This window comes from Micromonospora sp. NPDC001898 (assembly GCF_042891255.1).
In the GTDB taxonomy this organism is placed as follows: domain Bacteria; phylum Actinomycetota; class Actinomycetes; order Mycobacteriales; family Micromonosporaceae; genus Micromonospora.
This window is the reverse complement of the sequence record NZ_JBIATC010000009.1, coordinates 1-13,993: the sequence shown is the minus strand read 5'-3', so window position 1 is coordinate 13,993 and position 13,993 is coordinate 1. Positions and strand designations below refer to the sequence as shown.

9 protein-coding genes are annotated in these 13,993 nt (G+C 75.0%); 5 read left to right on the top strand and 4 right to left on the bottom strand.

The features are described from left to right. Positions 1 to 55 precede the first annotated feature (55 nt). From ACFYZF_RS19965 to ACFYZF_RS19955, 3 genes are all read left to right on the top strand, one after another. On the top strand, positions 56 to 1,639 hold the full coding sequence (locus ACFYZF_RS19965; protein ID WP_387022825.1) for a methyltransferase domain-containing protein: 1,584 nt from the start codon (positions 56 to 58) through the stop codon (positions 1,637 to 1,639). A 302-nt stretch (positions 1,640 to 1,941) separates the two neighbouring features. Then, positions 1,942 to 3,477: a hypothetical protein gene (locus tag ACFYZF_RS19960; RefSeq protein ID WP_387022824.1), complete on the top strand. Its 1,536-nt coding sequence runs from the start codon at positions 1,942 to 1,944 to the stop codon at positions 3,475 to 3,477. Positions 3,478 to 3,587: 110 nt separating this feature from the next. Beyond that, complete coding sequence (locus ACFYZF_RS19955) at positions 3,588 to 5,033, top strand: peptidoglycan DD-metalloendopeptidase family protein (protein WP_387022822.1); 1,446 nt, start codon at positions 3,588 to 3,590, stop codon at positions 5,031 to 5,033. 99 nt (positions 5,034 to 5,132) lie between these two features. On the opposite strand, the gene ACFYZF_RS19950 is transcribed toward ACFYZF_RS19955, so the two are convergent. Then, positions 5,133 to 6,044 (bottom strand): hypothetical protein, encoded by a 912-nt coding sequence (locus ACFYZF_RS19950; RefSeq protein WP_387022820.1) that lies wholly within the window; start codon positions 6,042 to 6,044, stop codon positions 5,133 to 5,135. A 3-nt stretch (positions 6,045 to 6,047) separates the two neighbouring features. Further along, complete coding sequence (locus ACFYZF_RS19945) at positions 6,048 to 6,410, bottom strand: hypothetical protein (protein WP_387022818.1); 363 nt, start codon at positions 6,408 to 6,410, stop codon at positions 6,048 to 6,050. 104 nt (positions 6,411 to 6,514) lie between these two features. Between ACFYZF_RS19945 and ACFYZF_RS19940 the strand changes: the two genes are divergently transcribed. Further along, entirely contained in the window at positions 6,515 to 8,350 is a 1,836-nt protein-coding gene (locus ACFYZF_RS19940; RefSeq protein ID WP_387022816.1) for a WD40 repeat domain-containing protein, read from the top strand. Positions 8,351 to 8,376: 26 nt separating this feature from the next. Then, positions 8,377 to 11,796: a CHAT domain-containing protein gene (locus ACFYZF_RS19935; protein WP_387022814.1), complete on the top strand. Its 3,420-nt coding sequence runs from the start codon at positions 8,377 to 8,379 to the stop codon at positions 11,794 to 11,796. On the opposite strand, the gene ACFYZF_RS19930 is transcribed toward ACFYZF_RS19935, so the two are convergent. Together ACFYZF_RS19930 and ACFYZF_RS19925 are read right to left on the bottom strand one after the other, a co-directional pair. After that, on the bottom strand, positions 11,718 to 12,662 hold the full coding sequence (locus tag ACFYZF_RS19930) for a hypothetical protein (RefSeq protein ID WP_387022812.1): 945 nt from the start codon (positions 12,660 to 12,662) through the stop codon (positions 11,718 to 11,720). The two genes, ACFYZF_RS19935 and ACFYZF_RS19930, sit on opposite strands and share 79 nt — an antisense overlap. Continuing rightward, positions 12,659 to 13,834 (bottom strand): WxL protein peptidoglycan domain-containing protein, encoded by a 1,176-nt coding sequence (locus tag ACFYZF_RS19925; protein WP_387022810.1) that lies wholly within the window; start codon positions 13,832 to 13,834, stop codon positions 12,659 to 12,661. The genes ACFYZF_RS19930 and ACFYZF_RS19925 overlap by 4 nt, the downstream gene beginning before the upstream one ends. Between the last annotated feature and the right edge of the window lie 159 nt (positions 13,835 to 13,993).

The window sequence follows — 13,993 nt, the reverse complement described above, 5'->3', positions numbered from 1 at the left end:
TGTCGGATCGGCGGGGCCCGCGGAACGGTTGGCCCAGACGAGCGGAGGGACGCACATGACGGACGAGACGTACGACGTGGTGGTGGTCGGTGGGGGCGCAGCCGGGCTGAGTGGGGCCCTGGCGCTGGCGCGGGCGCGACGGTCGGTGCTGGTGGTGGACGCCGGACAGCCGCGCAACGCGCCGGCCGGGCACGTGCACAACTACCTGGCCCGGGAAGGCACGCCGCCGGCCGATCTGGTGGCCGCCGGGCGTGCCGAGGTGACCCGGTACGGCGGCGAGGTCGTCGCCGGGCGGGTCGAGACCGCGTCGCGGGAGGGTGACGGGTTCGTCGTGACGCTGGACGGCGGGCGCGGCGTGCGGGCGCGGCGGCTGCTGGTGACGACCGGGCTCGTCGACGAACTGCCCGACGTTCCGGGGGTGGCCGAGCGGTGGGGGCGTGACGTGCTGCACTGCCCCTACTGCCACGGGTGGGAGGTCCGGGACCGGCGCCTCGGCGTCCTGGCCACCGGCCCGACGGCCGCGCACCAGGCGGACCTGTGGCGGCAGTGGAGCCCGCACGTGATGCTGCTGCTGCACGGCACGACGCCCGGCGCCGAGGAGACCGAGCGGCTCGCGGCGCGTGGGATCACCGTCGTGGACGGCCCGGTCGCGGGGCTGGAGGTGGCCGGCGACACGCTGACCGGGGTACGGCTGGCCTCGGGCGAGGTGGTCGCGCTCGACGCGCTGGTCGTCGCGCCGCGGTTCACCGCCCGCGCGGGCGTGCTGGAGTCACTCGGTCTGAAGCCGGTTGACATCGAGTTCGGCGGGCAGGTGATCGGCAGCCAGGTCTCCGCCGACCCGACCGGGGCCACCACCGTGCCCGGCGTCTGGGTGGCGGGCAACGTGGCCGACGTACGCGCCCAGGTGATCACGGCCGCCGCGGCGGGTCTGGCCGCCGGCGCGGCGATCAACGCCGACCTCGTCGCCGAGGAGACCCGCGACGCCGTGGCCGCCTACCGGCACCAGGCAGCCACGATGTTCGAGGAGGCCGCCTGGGAGGAGCGTTACCGGGCCCGAGCGGCGGTGTGGAGCGGACGCCCGAACCCGCAACTCGTCGCGGACGCCACCGGGCTGGCCCCGGGCCGGGCGCTCGACGTCGGCTGCGGCGAGGGCGCCGACGCCGTCTGGCTGGCCGAACGGGGCTGGCGGGTCACGGCGGTCGACATCTCCACCACCGCCCTGGAGCGGGCCGCCGCCCACGCCGCGACCCTTGGTCCACAGGTCGCCGGCCGCATCGAGTGGAGGCACGCGGACCTGCGTGACCAGCCGCCCGCCGAGGGCGCGTACGACCTGGTGTCGTCGCAGTTCATGCACCTGCCGGGCGAGGCGCGGCGGGAGCTGTTCGCCCGGCTGGCCGCCGCCGTGGCCCCCGGCGGAACCCTGCTGATCGTCGGGCACCACCCGCTCGACCTGCGAACCACCGCCCGCCGGATGCACTTCCCGGAGATGATGTTCACCGGCGAGGAGGTCGCGTCCTCGCTCGACCCGACCGCCTGGCAGGTGCTGGCCGCCGAGGCCCGGCCCCGCGTGGCGGTCGACCCCGAGGGACGCGAGGTCTCGATCCACGACGCCGTCCTGGTCGCGCGCCGCCGAGCCTGACCGGCCCCGACGGTCGCTGCCCGAGCCGGCGTGCCGGTCGGCGCCCGCAACCGCCTCCCGGCGCGGCGGGGTCTCCCACTTCGGGCGCGGGGAGGAGAGGGCTGCGGTCAGGCCGGTACACGTCACGGCGGGGCAACTCGTCGGACAGCAGCTCCTCGACCATGGGCGGTGCCTGAGATCGGGGCGCTGCGCCCGGTGGCTGGTCGGCGAACGGCCCTTCGGCCGATCCGCACGGGCGTTCCAGCCCGTCTTGACCGCCCGAAATAGCATCGAAGCTCGTCATGTCGCGAGGAGGGGTGTCGATGGGGCGAACGCTACGGGTGGGTATCCCGATTCTCCTGCTGGCCGCCGTCGGCTGGTACGCCTCGTACGTCACCACCATTCTCGTGTGGGAGGTGCGCAAACTGGTGCCCTGGCTGGTGGCGCCGGTCCTGGTGGCCCTGTTCGCCGGGGCGCCGCTCCTGGTGCGACTGCTCACCCACCGGTTCCGCCGACGGGGGACCACGCCCGCGGCGGCCGGCGGGATCGTGGTCCTCGGCTGGCTGGGCGCCGCCGTCGGGCTGGCCCTGGGGGCGTTCTGGCTGGCCTACGGCGAGTACCTCCAGGACCGGGCGTACGTGACCACCATGCGGGTCGTGACCGATCCGGTCCCGGAGCTGACAGCACGCGCGCCGTACGTGGTCGGCCAGGCACAGGCGGCGCCCAACCTGGGCGACGTCACCGGCGAGATCACCGACGTCAGCTACCTGCCCGACTCCGACCGGTTCGCCGTCCTGGTCGAGCGGCGGGGCTGGTTGACCGGTTACGAGGTCGGCCTGGTGCAGGAGGTGCCGCTCGGCGGCAACAGCCGGGCGCAGCAGCGGTGCCAGTTCGATGTGTCGACCGCCGACGCGCGGATCGGCGGCTGGTTCACCCACAACCTGGGCCGGAAGATCTCCGCCGAGCGGCGTGGGGTCCGGTTCTCCGCCGACGACGCGTACGTCCACTGCCGGGGCGACACCCCGGTCGTGGTGGTGCCGCTGAAGCGCCAGACCGGAGTCCTGGTGGTGACCGAGCGGCCGGCCGGCGTGGCGCTGTACGACGGCCGGACCGGGAAGGTCACCGTCACCGACGACACGACGAAGGTGCCCGGACCGTCCTATCCGATCAGCCTGGCCGCCGAGCAGCGGGAGGGCACCGCCGCCGTCGGCGGCTTCGCCGACTGGTGGTTCGAGCGCAGCGGCTGGGACGCCTCCGAGGACGGCGCGAACGAGGGCAACGAGTCGGAGTTCACCCTGCGCCACCGCGACGGCAGCGGAGGCAGCGCGTACGTCACCCCGCTCACCCCGCAGGGCGAGGCCAGTTCGGTGGTGGCGGTGTCGACGGTGCCGACCCGGCACTCCGGCGGCGGGCTCGCCCCGCTGACCGTGCACCGGCTCAGCCCGACCTGGTCGTCGCCCCAGGCGATCGTCGCCCTGATCAAGGCGGAGTACCGGGACGTCTGCTGCTGGAACGACGACCAGGTGTTCGAGGTGGTGCCGACCGGCGGCAGCACCTGGACCGCCACGCTGGGCAGTGCGCAGAGCATCCGGTACCGGGTGGAGGGGCGGGGTCAGGTCGACGGGCGGGAGGCGACCTGCCTGAAGAACGCCGACGGTGTCCTGGTCCGGTGCGCGTACGCCGCCCCCGGCTCGCCCGAGGAGCAGGAACTGCAACGCCGGGAGCGGCAGAAGCAGCAGGAGGAGGCGGCGAACGGCAGCCCCGACCTGAAGGGCCTGGCCACGTACACCGACGAGCGGTTGGCCGAGCTGAACCGGCGGATCTCCGAGGAGGTCAACCGCCGCCTGAAGCAGCGGTAGCGGTGGTTCCCGGCCCGACGGCACGGGACAGGGCATTGATATTCCCATGTGTGTACATGTAGGAATACCTCTGCCGTGGTTGATCAGCCACGCTCGCGAGAGGAAAGCACATGGGAGTCGCGAGGAGAAGTCTCATCCGTGGCGTGGCGGCCCTGTCCGGCCTGTCCGCCGGCGGGCTCCTGTTGCCCGGTCGGGCCTTCGCCGGCCCGGCGATCCACAACCCCTTCGCGGGCTACCCGATCACCAACGGGTGGCAGGATCACCTGAACCGGGGCTCCCGGGGCGGCATCGACTTCGGGATGCGCGTGGGCACACCCCTGCCCGCCTGTGGGGCGGGTACGGTCACCAACACGCCGTTCAACGGCGGTGGCGGACACACGGTCACCATCAGCCATTCCGAGGGCTACCGCAGTCAGTATCTCCACCTGTCCCAGTTCGCACTGGCCAACGGGACGTACGTTCCGGCCGGCGCGGTCGTCGGATTGTCCGGCGGCGCCGCGGGCGCGCCCGGATCGGGCAGCTCGACCGGGCCGCACCTGCACTGGCACATGATCAACCCCGCCGGGGCCTACCTCAATCCGCTGGCCTACATCGCGCAGAACCCGCCGGTGGACGCCGGCGGCCCGATGTTCCACCAGATCCGCGTCGCCAGCGGGGCCTGGACCGGATTCCAGCCGCTCAACGGTTACCAGACCCCCGCGCACGGCAGCGCCAAGGACCTGGCGGTGGCCGGCCTCCCCAACGGCACGGCGCAGATGCTGATCGTCGGCCTGGACGACGGCGTCTACCACCGCGTCCGCAACGCCAACGGCACCTGGAGCGAGTTCCAGCCGCTCAACGGCGTCGGCACCACCGGCACCGCGCGGGGGAAGCGGGTGGCCATCGCCGGCCTGCCCGACGGCTCGGCCCAGGTCGTGATCGTCGGCGCCGACGACACGGTCTACCACCGCATCCGCAACGCCGACGGGAACTGGACCGCATTCGGCAGGCTCAACGGTTTCGGCACCCCGAGCCCGGCCGGGGCCAGGGACGTCGCCATCTCGGGGCAGCCCGACGGCACCGCGCAGGTGGTCATCGTCGGCATGGACAACGGCATCTACCACCGGATCCGCAACACCAACGGCACCTGGAGCGAATTCCAGCCGCTCACCGGCACCGGCACCAGCACCACGGCGATCGGCAGCGCCGTGGCCGTCGCCGGCCTGCCCGACGGGTCGTCGCAGGTCGTCATCGCGGGCGTCAACGGCTACCTGCACCACCGCATCCGGTCCGCCAACGGCACCTGGAGCCAGTTCCAGCCGCTCAACGGCGTCGGCACCAGCAGCCCGGCGGTGGCCAAGGACGTCACCGTCGCCGGGCTGCCCGACGGCACCGCGCAGGTGGTCATCGTCGGCTCGGACGACGCCATCTACCACCGGGTGCGTGGCACCGGTGGTTCCTGGACAGCGTTCAACAGCCTGCCGGGCGTCGGAACCCCGACGCCGGCCAGGGGCAGCCGGGTCTCGCTCGCCGGCCTCCCCGACAACTCCACCCAGTTGGGGCTCGTGGGTCGGTGACCAGGGGTCCGGTGCCGGACGCGTTCGCCGGCGCCGGACAGCGGGCGGTTGGCGCCCGGCCACGTACGTCGTGCGGCGCACCGCCGACCGGGCCCGTGGTCAGCGACCCTTGCGCACGTGGCGGGTGATCTCGGCGCCCTCGGACAGGCTGAGCGGCCCGGTGCTCTCCAGCGGTGCGACGCCGAGCGCGACGGCCAGCGTGCGGCCGTGGACGTCGAGCACGGCCTCGCTGAGATCGGCGAGGCCGGCCACGGCTGCCCTGGCCCGGACCCAACCGGTCAACCCCACCGCCAGCGCGATCAGCAGCGCCGGCCACCACACGATTCCCAGCACGAGGTACGGCAGCGCCCACGCGGTGGTGACCACCGTGGCGGCGAACTGGCCGTTGGCCGTGCCGAGATCGGCCCGTACGGTGTCGGGCAGCACGAGCCACAGGCGCGACCAGCCGAAACGCAGGTCCAGCCCGTACCGGTCGAGGGCGACCTGTTCCACCGTCGCGATCCGGTCACCCATCCAGGTCGGTCGCGTCGGTGCGGCCAGGGCGAGCCGATTGACCCGGGCTGCCGCGTCGTCGATCTCGGCCTGCTGAGCGGGTGTCCGGCTGGACACCGGATACCCGTTCTGAAGTTTCCACCGGTTCGCCACCAACCGGTGCCAGCGGCGGCTCCGCGCGCCGGCCAGCCGCTTCCGTGCCCAGTGCAGCCCGGGCGGCCACAGCCCCAGCAGCCAGGCCCGGACCGGCGCGGCAAGTGCCTGCACGGTCAGTCCGACACCGCTGGCGGCGAGGAGCAGCCCGATCGCGACCAGCGCCTGGGCCGGCCCGGGGGCCCTCCCCAGGGTGGATCCGAGTTCGGTCGCCCCCGACGCCAGCAGCGGCAGGTCGACGGCGTGCGACCAGCCGAGCTGGAGGCCGGCCCAGGCGGTGGCGACGAAGAGCAGACCGGGTACCGCGAGTAGACCGACCCAGCGCTCCGCGAGCTGCTTGGCCAGTTCCCCGAAGAAGTTGTTCACCGGTCATCGCCTGCTCATCGGCAGGCCGGTGAGCAGGCATCGCGGTGCCGGCCCGGCCGGCACGGCGGCGATCACCCGGTCGCACGCGTGGTCGGGGCAGCCGAACGACTCCTCGTCGGCCCGTCCGGGGCCGGAGCCCGGTAGGCCGGCGCCCAGGTTGCGCGAGGTTCCGGTGGCCCCCGCGCCCAGCAGCCGGGTGACCAGCCCGGCGACCGGTCGGCGTGCCCGGGCCTCGGTCTCGATGCTGGCGAGCAGCAGCCGTTGCTGCTCGGATCCTGCGGCGAAGTGCGCCCGTAGCGCCGGCAGGTCGTCACAGAGTCTGGCCAACGTGCACCGCTCGACCAGCCTGACCCGCTCGTCATCCACGGCCGGGAATGTATCGGTAGGCGGCGCACCGCGCCAAAACCGGTGCACGAGACGCAGGTGTGTCCCTTGTGGTCGGTTGTGCTGACGCGGCTAGCATCACGTGGGTGGCCAGTGATCCCATCGCGGAATTTCCCGTGGACGACACGCGCCGGGTCGCCGTCATGCAGTGGGCGGTCGACGAGCCGGCTGCGGTGAGTAGCACCGTGCACCTCCAGGTCGGGACCGTCGCGGGCGGCGGATGGTACGTCCGGCACCGGGGGTTCGGCCTTCGCGAGTTCGGCGACCGGCATGCGGCCTGGCGGGCCGTCCGTGGGCTGATGGGCCACCACGACGGGCAGTGGAAGCAGATCGACATCGATCATGCGCCCTTCTGGGCGGTGTGCCGGCCCGATGGTTCACGGGTGCTCTACGCCACCCACGAGGATTCGCTCTACGCGTGCTGGGGCCGGGGACGGGAGCGGATCTGGGGCAAGTTCCTCCGGGCGATCAACGAGGGCACCACGCTGCGCCGCACCGAGACGCATGCGCTTCTCGACGGCGCCATCGAGCTGGTGAGGTACCGGGACCCCTACCACGGGCGGGACCGCTATGCCGCGTCGGCGGCCCGCGAGTCGGGGGTGGACTGGCTGGTGGTCGACCACGCCGATCAGGCGATGGCGGACGCCGACTACGAGGAGTCGGTCCGCGACAACGCAGACGAGGACCTCCCGCACCGGTCCAGCGACGTGCCCGACGCACTGGTCAGCCGCAGGTCCAAGCCGCCGGCGGGGCTCCACGTCCTGGATGACGGCGTCATTCTCGCCGCGGACGACCTCGACGAGTACAACAGCCTCTACGGCCTGCCGTACCGGTCCCGGTGGCCGGTCACCACAGACCCCGCGCCGGTACCGCCGGGCGCGGTGGGCCCGATGACCGCCGAACCCCGGGACTGGGGCCCGACCTCGACCGATGTCCGGGAGGTCACCCCCGCCGCGTGGCGCAACGAGGACTGGCCGTCGTCCGTCAACGCCCTGGCCCTGGCTGTGCTCCCCGACGGCCGGCAACTCCTCGCCGCCGGCCACGACGACGGCGCGACGCTGTGGAACGTCCGCACCGGCCGGCGCGTCCTCGACGTCTCCGGCCACAGCGAGTGGGTGCTGTCGGTCGGGACGGCCGTGCTCTCCGACGGCACCTCGGTGCTGGCGACCGGAGGTAAGGACGGGCTGGCGCGGGCCTGGTCGACCAGGGACGGGACAGCCCTGGTGGAGATCGAGGCGCACCGGCGTCCCGTCAACGCGCTCTTCTGGGCCCTCCCGCAGGGGCGGGTGCCGCTGCTGGTCACCGGGGGCGACGACGCCACGATCCGGGTCTGGAACGTCGAGAACAGGGCGCTGCTGACGGAGCTGACGGTGGGGGAGCCGGGCGTCAACCTGGTGTGGTCGACAGCCGGCGCGCTGCTCGCCGACGGGCACCTGTGTGTGGTGGCGGGGGTGGACCCGCTTGGCGTCGCGCCGGCCCAGGTCTGGGACGCCACCACCGGGCGCCGGTTGCACGAGCTGACGATGGGTCAGGACGGTTTTGGCCAGCACCGGCCGGCGGTCGCGGTGGCGACGCTGGCCGACCGGTCGTTCCGGGTGGCGGCCGTCGCCGGTGCCGAGGTGCGGGTCTGGGACGGGCACACCGGCCGGGAGATACGGACGCTGACCATGCCCGAGCCCGGCATCGGTGACGTTGCCCTCGCGGTGCTGCCCGACCTGCGGGTGGTCGTCGTGGCCACCGTCGGCCGACACACCAGGACCTGGGAGGTCGAGTCGGGGGCACTGCTCGCCAGCCTGGACCACGGCGACACGAGGCCCCACCCGGCCGTCGACCTCGCCGTCGCGCCGGACGGTCGACTGCTGCTGGCGGTCGGCGGCGCGACCGTCCCGCCCCGCGTCGTCCAACTGGACGTGCGCTGGTGACGGCGTACGCGGCATAGGGCACCCACGTGCTCATCGACGAACTCACCTGGCTGGTGGCCGACCGGGTCACCGGCTACCACCAGGGCAGTGGCCCGGAGCCGCTCTTCTCCGTCACCGCGGAACGGGACGCGACAGCTTTGTGGCGGCTGCTGCGGACGTTCGACCCGGAGACCGCCTCCGCCGCCGTCGAGGCACGGGTCGCCACGGCGAGCCTCAGGCTGGGCTGGTTCCACTACCACCGCTGGCGTCATGCGCCGCAAGGCGGTGGTCACGTCGATCTGGCCCGGTCCCTGCTCTGCGTGGACGAGGTCGCGGACGACGTCCGGGCCGTCCCGGCGCAGTTGCGGCCGATGGTTGGCCGGTTCACCGAGCCCGGCGAGCAGGCGGACGCGGCGGTGACGTTGCTGGACGCGTCAGCCGTCGACCACGAACCGGCCCTGCTCGACGCGGCCATCCTCCTGCTGGAGCCCGCGGCCCGACGGATGCCACGGCGGGATCCGCGCCTCGCCGGCCTACTGGGCCGGCTCTGCCTGGCGCTGCGCCGCCGCCACGAGCGGGACGGCTCCGCGGGCGATCTCGACCAGGCCATCACCTGGGGCGAACAGGCGGCAGCGGTCGCACGCCGCGACGGTGGCCCACCCACCGGGCTGGAAGCCGATCTCGCCCGGGCCTACCGGTGCCGGCACCGGTTGCGGGCGGAACCTGCCGACCTGCGTCAGGTCATCGACCTGCTCACCGCGGCGACGGCCCGGGACGGCCGGGACGCCGCCCTGTTGACGGAGCTGAGCGCGGCCCACCGGCAACGCTACGGCCAGGACGACGAGCCGGCAGACATCGAACAGGCGGTGACCCTGGCGGAACGGGCCGCCGCGCTGTCGGGCGGTCGGGAGAGCACCACGGTTCTGGTGAATCTCGCCGAGGCGTTGCTGTGCCGCTACGAGCGGTCCGGGAACCGGGCGGACCTGTGGCGGGCGGCCGACCTGGCCGAGCAGGTCGTGACCCAGGTCCCGGACGACGATCCGCAGCGGGCCGTCCAGCTGGCGGACGCCGCCGCGATCCTGCTGAAGCGGTACGAGCGCAGTCACGAGCTGCTCGACCTGCGGCGGGCCGTGGAACTCAACGAGGACGCGCTGGCGCTGCTGGAGGATGAGGATCCCCGCCGGCCCGACGTGCTCCGCTGCCTCGCCGCCGCTCTGCACCAGCGCTACCGCCGTCTCGGCGCGGACACCGACCTGAACCGCGCCCTGACCCTCCTCGGGTGGGCCCTCGCCGCGATCCCGGCCGGCCGTCCCGGACGGGCGCAGGTCTCGATGGACCTCGTGGCCGTGCGGCTGACCCGTCACCTGGCGACGGGGGTGCTCGCCGAGTTGGCCGCGGCGATCGAGCTGGGGGAGCAGGTGACCGCCGGCGCGCCGGCCTGCCGGCCGGAATGGTCGTCCGTCCTGGGACAGGCGTACCAGGTACGCAGCCGCGTCAGCCACGAGCCGGCCGATCTGGACCGGGCGGTCGACCTCGGCGAGCGGTCGATCGCCGCCACCGGTGACGACGACTTCGCCCTCGCCGCCCGGCAGGCCCGGACCGCCGCCGCCTACCTGAGCCGGCACGTCCAGCGGCCGGGCCGGAAGGACCTGGACCGGGCGGTCGACCTCGGGGGCCGGGCCGTGGCCCGCACCCCGGACGACCACCTCGACCTGCCGGAGCGGCTGGCGGACCTCGCCGCGGCCCGGTTGACCCGCTACCGGTTCGCCCGGTCGCCGGCGGATGTCGAGGCCGCCGTCGTCCTCGCCGAGCGGGCGTTGGCGGTCACGCCGGGCGGCCACCCGGCCCGGTCCCGGTTGGTGGCCCTGCTCTGTGCCGCCGGGGAGGAGCGCGCCGGTGGCGAGGGTCGCGGCCTGGACAGGGCGCGGCTTCGGGAACTGGCGGGGGAGGTGCGCGAGGCGACATCGGCCGCACCGGTCGACCGGGTGGCGGCCCACCACGCGGTCGGTGCCCTCGCTCAGACCGTCGGCGATCCGCAGCTCGCCGTGCGGATGCTGGACGCGGCGGCGGCGTTCCTGCCGTCCGTCGCGCCCCGGGAGGCCGGGTGGGCGGACCAGCAGCACCGGCTCGGCGAACACTTCGGTCTGGTCGGGGCCGGGGTGGCCGCGCACTGCGTGATCGGCGACCCCGCCGGGGCGGTGGAGTTCGCCGAGCGCGGCCGGGGGGTCCTGCTGGCCGGTCAGGCGAGCACCCGCGTCGACCTCGACGGGCTCCGCCAGCAGGATCCACGGCTCGCCGCCAGGTTCCGGTGGGTGTGCGAGCGGCTCAACACTCCGGGCTTCCCCGCCGGGGAACGGAAGCGGTGGTGGTCGGACTACGACGGCCTGCTGGCCGAGATCGGTGCCCTGCCCGGGCTGGACGGATTCCTGGCCGCGCCACGGCTGGTCGACCTGCGGCCGGCTGTGCAGGGCGGGTACGGCGTACTGATCAACGCCAGCCGGCACCGCAGCGACGCCGTCATCGTGCCGGCGGACGCCGACCCGATCCTGGTGGAACTGCCCGACCTGCGGATGGTCGACGTGGTGGCCAGGGTCGACACGCTGCTGGCCGCCGTCACCGCCGCGCCGAGCCTGACGGCCTCGCTGCGCAGGCGTCAGGTCGTGAGCGACGTGCTGGGCTGGCTGTGGGACGTCGCCGTCGCCCCGGTGGTGCGGGCCCTGCCGGACCGGCCGGCCGGTGGGCATCGGGTGTGGTGGTTGCCGACCGGCCTGCTGGGGCTGCTGCCGCTACACGCCGCCGGGCGTCCCGGCCGGCCGGGCGCGCTCGACGCCCTCGTGTCGTCGTACGTGCCCTCCCTACGGACGTTGCGCGAGGCCCGCGAGCGTCCGCCCGCCGGGAACCGACGCCCCCTCACCGTCGCGATGCAGCAGACGCCCGGGCAGGCCGAGTTGCCCGGTGCCCTGGACGAGGCGACGGTGCTGGGTGGGCCGACGTTGCTCAATGAGGACGCCACCACCGACCGGGTCCTCGGCGCGATGACCGAGGCCACCTGGACGCACTTCGCCTGTCACGCTGTCGTCGAAGCGTCCTCCCAGGCCGACAGCGGACTGTTGCTGCACGATGCGACGCTCCGGCTTCCCGACATCGGCGCCCTGCGGTTGCCCCGGGCGGAGCTGGCCTACCTGTCCGCCTGCTCCACCGCGAACCATGGCAGCAGGTACGCCGACGAGGTGCTCCACCTCGCGTCCGCGTTCCACCTCGCCGGTTTCCGGCACGTGGTGGCGAGTCTGTGGCCGCTCGTCGACCAGGTGGCCGTCCAGGCGGCACGCTCGTTCTACCGCAGGTTGCCCGACACGCCGACTGCGGACGCCGCCGCGCACGCGCTGCGTCAGGTGACGCTCGAACTGCGCGACGAGCACCCGGACTCCCCGGAACTCTGGGCCCTGCTGGTGCACAGCGGCCCGTAGTGCCCCGGCGCGGGACGCCGACGCGTCCGGGCCAGCGCCAGCACGATCGGCGCGGCGGCCAGGGCCAGTAGGCCCCAGGGATAGCGGGCCGCCTCGACGGTGAAGGCGAGCGGCCGGTCGGGCGGTTCGATCCGGCCGTGCAGCTCGTGTCGGCCGACGGTGTCGACGTCCAGCGGGATCCGGATCCGGTACTGCCGGGTCTGTCCGGCCGCGATCGTGCCGAGCGCCGGGGCGTCGACCACCCCGTGGACCCGCCCGGGGCGGCCGAACAGCAACGTGAACGGGGGGTCGACCACGTCGACGGGGCCGGCGTTGCGCAGGGCGAGGTCCACGGTCAGGTCCCCGGGGAGGCCGAACCAACCGGCGATCCCGGAGCGGTCGGCGGCGCGCAGGCCGACGACGACCAGCTCCGGCGTGCCGGCCGTGGCCGGGGCGGGAGGCGCGGTCACGCCGGTCAGCGGCAGGGCGACGGTGGCGCGGGCGGAGCCGGTGGGTGTGCGGGCCCTCAGCACGCAGGGGCAGGCGACCGGCGGGGCGGCGAGCACCACCGGCAGGGTCGCCGTCCCCGAGGGCGGCACGTGCCCGTCGCTCGCGCGGTTGGCCGCGCAGTCGAGTGCGCCGCGCCGGCCGGCGTTGCCGCAGACCTCGATCTGCACGGTGCCGGCCGGCCAGCCGCGCAGGCCCACCAGGACCTGCTGACCGGCCCGGAGTGTGCCGGCCGGCGCGGCGATCCCCGGCACCGCCGAGGGCGTGCCGGCCGGCGCGGCGATCCCCGATACCGCCGAGGGCGTGCCGGCCGGAACGGGCGCGGGCACCGCGGCGGCCAGCGCCAGCAACGCGACGCCGATCGGCGTGAGCGGGGTCACGGCGTGCCGGTCGCGGGGCCGGTGGCGGGCCGGGGTGCTGATGGCGGGCCGCCGCCCGGCCGCCCCGGGTCCGCCCCCGTGGCCCCGGCCGGTCCGCCGGCGGAGGCGGCCCGCGTGGCGGCGACGCGGCGGCGCCAGCGGGCGGCGAGCCAGCCGGCCAGCACGGCCAGCCCGGCGAGCAGCAGCCACGGCGGCGCCCAGGTGGACGCGGTGCGCAGCACCGGCGGCAGCGCGGTGTCCACGGTGGTCGGTGCGAGGTCCACCTTTGCGGTCAGCCGCAGCGCCGGCGGCACGCCGGTGACCCGCTCGGTGACGGTGAAGACCGCGCCGGGCAGCAGCTCGGGCAGGTCGACCGGGTCGGTGCGGGCCAGGCTCCAGCCGAGCGGCCCGTCGAGGGTCACCGTGCCGGTACCGCCGAGGCGTACGTTGCCGGTGTTGCGCAGCCGGTAGCTGACGACGGCGTCGCCCCCGCCGGCCGGGTTGACGGGGTTGTCGTAGCTGACGCGTACCGACTCGATCGTGGCGGCGGGGCGGAGGTCGCCGGCGACCCGGAGGTAGACCCGCGCGGCCAGCCGCTGGTCCACCCGGACCTGCTGCCCGTCGGCGGTGGTGCCGGCCTGCGCGATGGCGGCGATCACCCCGCCCGCATGGTCGCCGGGGGTGGCGTTGGCGGGCACGTTCAGCCGGAACGGGAGGTCGGCCCGCCGGCCGGGCTGCACCGTCCAGCTGCGCCGGTCGAAGCTGATCCAGGAGCCGACGTCGGTGGCCGCCCGGTCCGCGGGCAGCAGGGCGAACGCGCCGTCGGCGGTGGTGTACGCGTCGGTGCCGTACACCTGGAAGGTCAGCGGCCGGTCACTGAGGTTGCTGACGCCGACGTGGTCGGTGAGGGTGCTGCCGGGGGCCAGGTCGTAGACGAAGTAGTTGCGTCCGGTCGGGCCCTTCGGCCCGGACGGCTGCACCGCCCACCGGGTGGCGGCGGGGCCGGGAGCCGGCGACGTCGGTCCGGCGCGGCCCGGCGCAGGCGGGGTGCCGACCGGCGACGGCGTGGACGCGGCGGCCGGCGTGGGGGCGGCGGCCGGCGGCGCGGCGGCGGCCGGCGGCGCGAGCGTCGCCGTGAGCAGCGCGGCGGCGAGGGCGGCGCCGGTCCGGGACAGGAGGGTGACGAGGGACATGCCGGGCTCCGGAGGGGTGGACGCGGTGGGCCGGACGGGGGGGGGGGGGGGGGGGGGGGGGGGCCCCCCCCCCCCCCCCCCCCGCGCCCCCCCCCCCCGGGGGGGGGGGGGGGGGGGGGGGGGGGGGGGCCCCGCCCCGCGCCCCGCCCCCCCCGGCCC

Bases quoted from the DNA above. Each gene is read 5' to 3' on its own strand.
- ACFYZF_RS19925 (WP_387022810.1), bottom strand. From the start codon at position 13,834: ATGTCCCTCGTCACCCTCCTGTCCCGGACCGGCGCCGCCCTCGCCGCC.
- ACFYZF_RS19965 (WP_387022825.1), top strand. From the start codon at position 56: ATGACGGACGAGACGTACGACGTGGTGGTGGTCGGTGGGGGCGCAGCC.
- ACFYZF_RS19960 (WP_387022824.1), top strand. From the start codon at position 1,942: ATGGGGCGAACGCTACGGGTGGGTATCCCGATTCTCCTGCTGGCCGCC.
- ACFYZF_RS19955 (WP_387022822.1), top strand. From the start codon at position 3,588: ATGGGAGTCGCGAGGAGAAGTCTCATCCGTGGCGTGGCGGCCCTGTCC.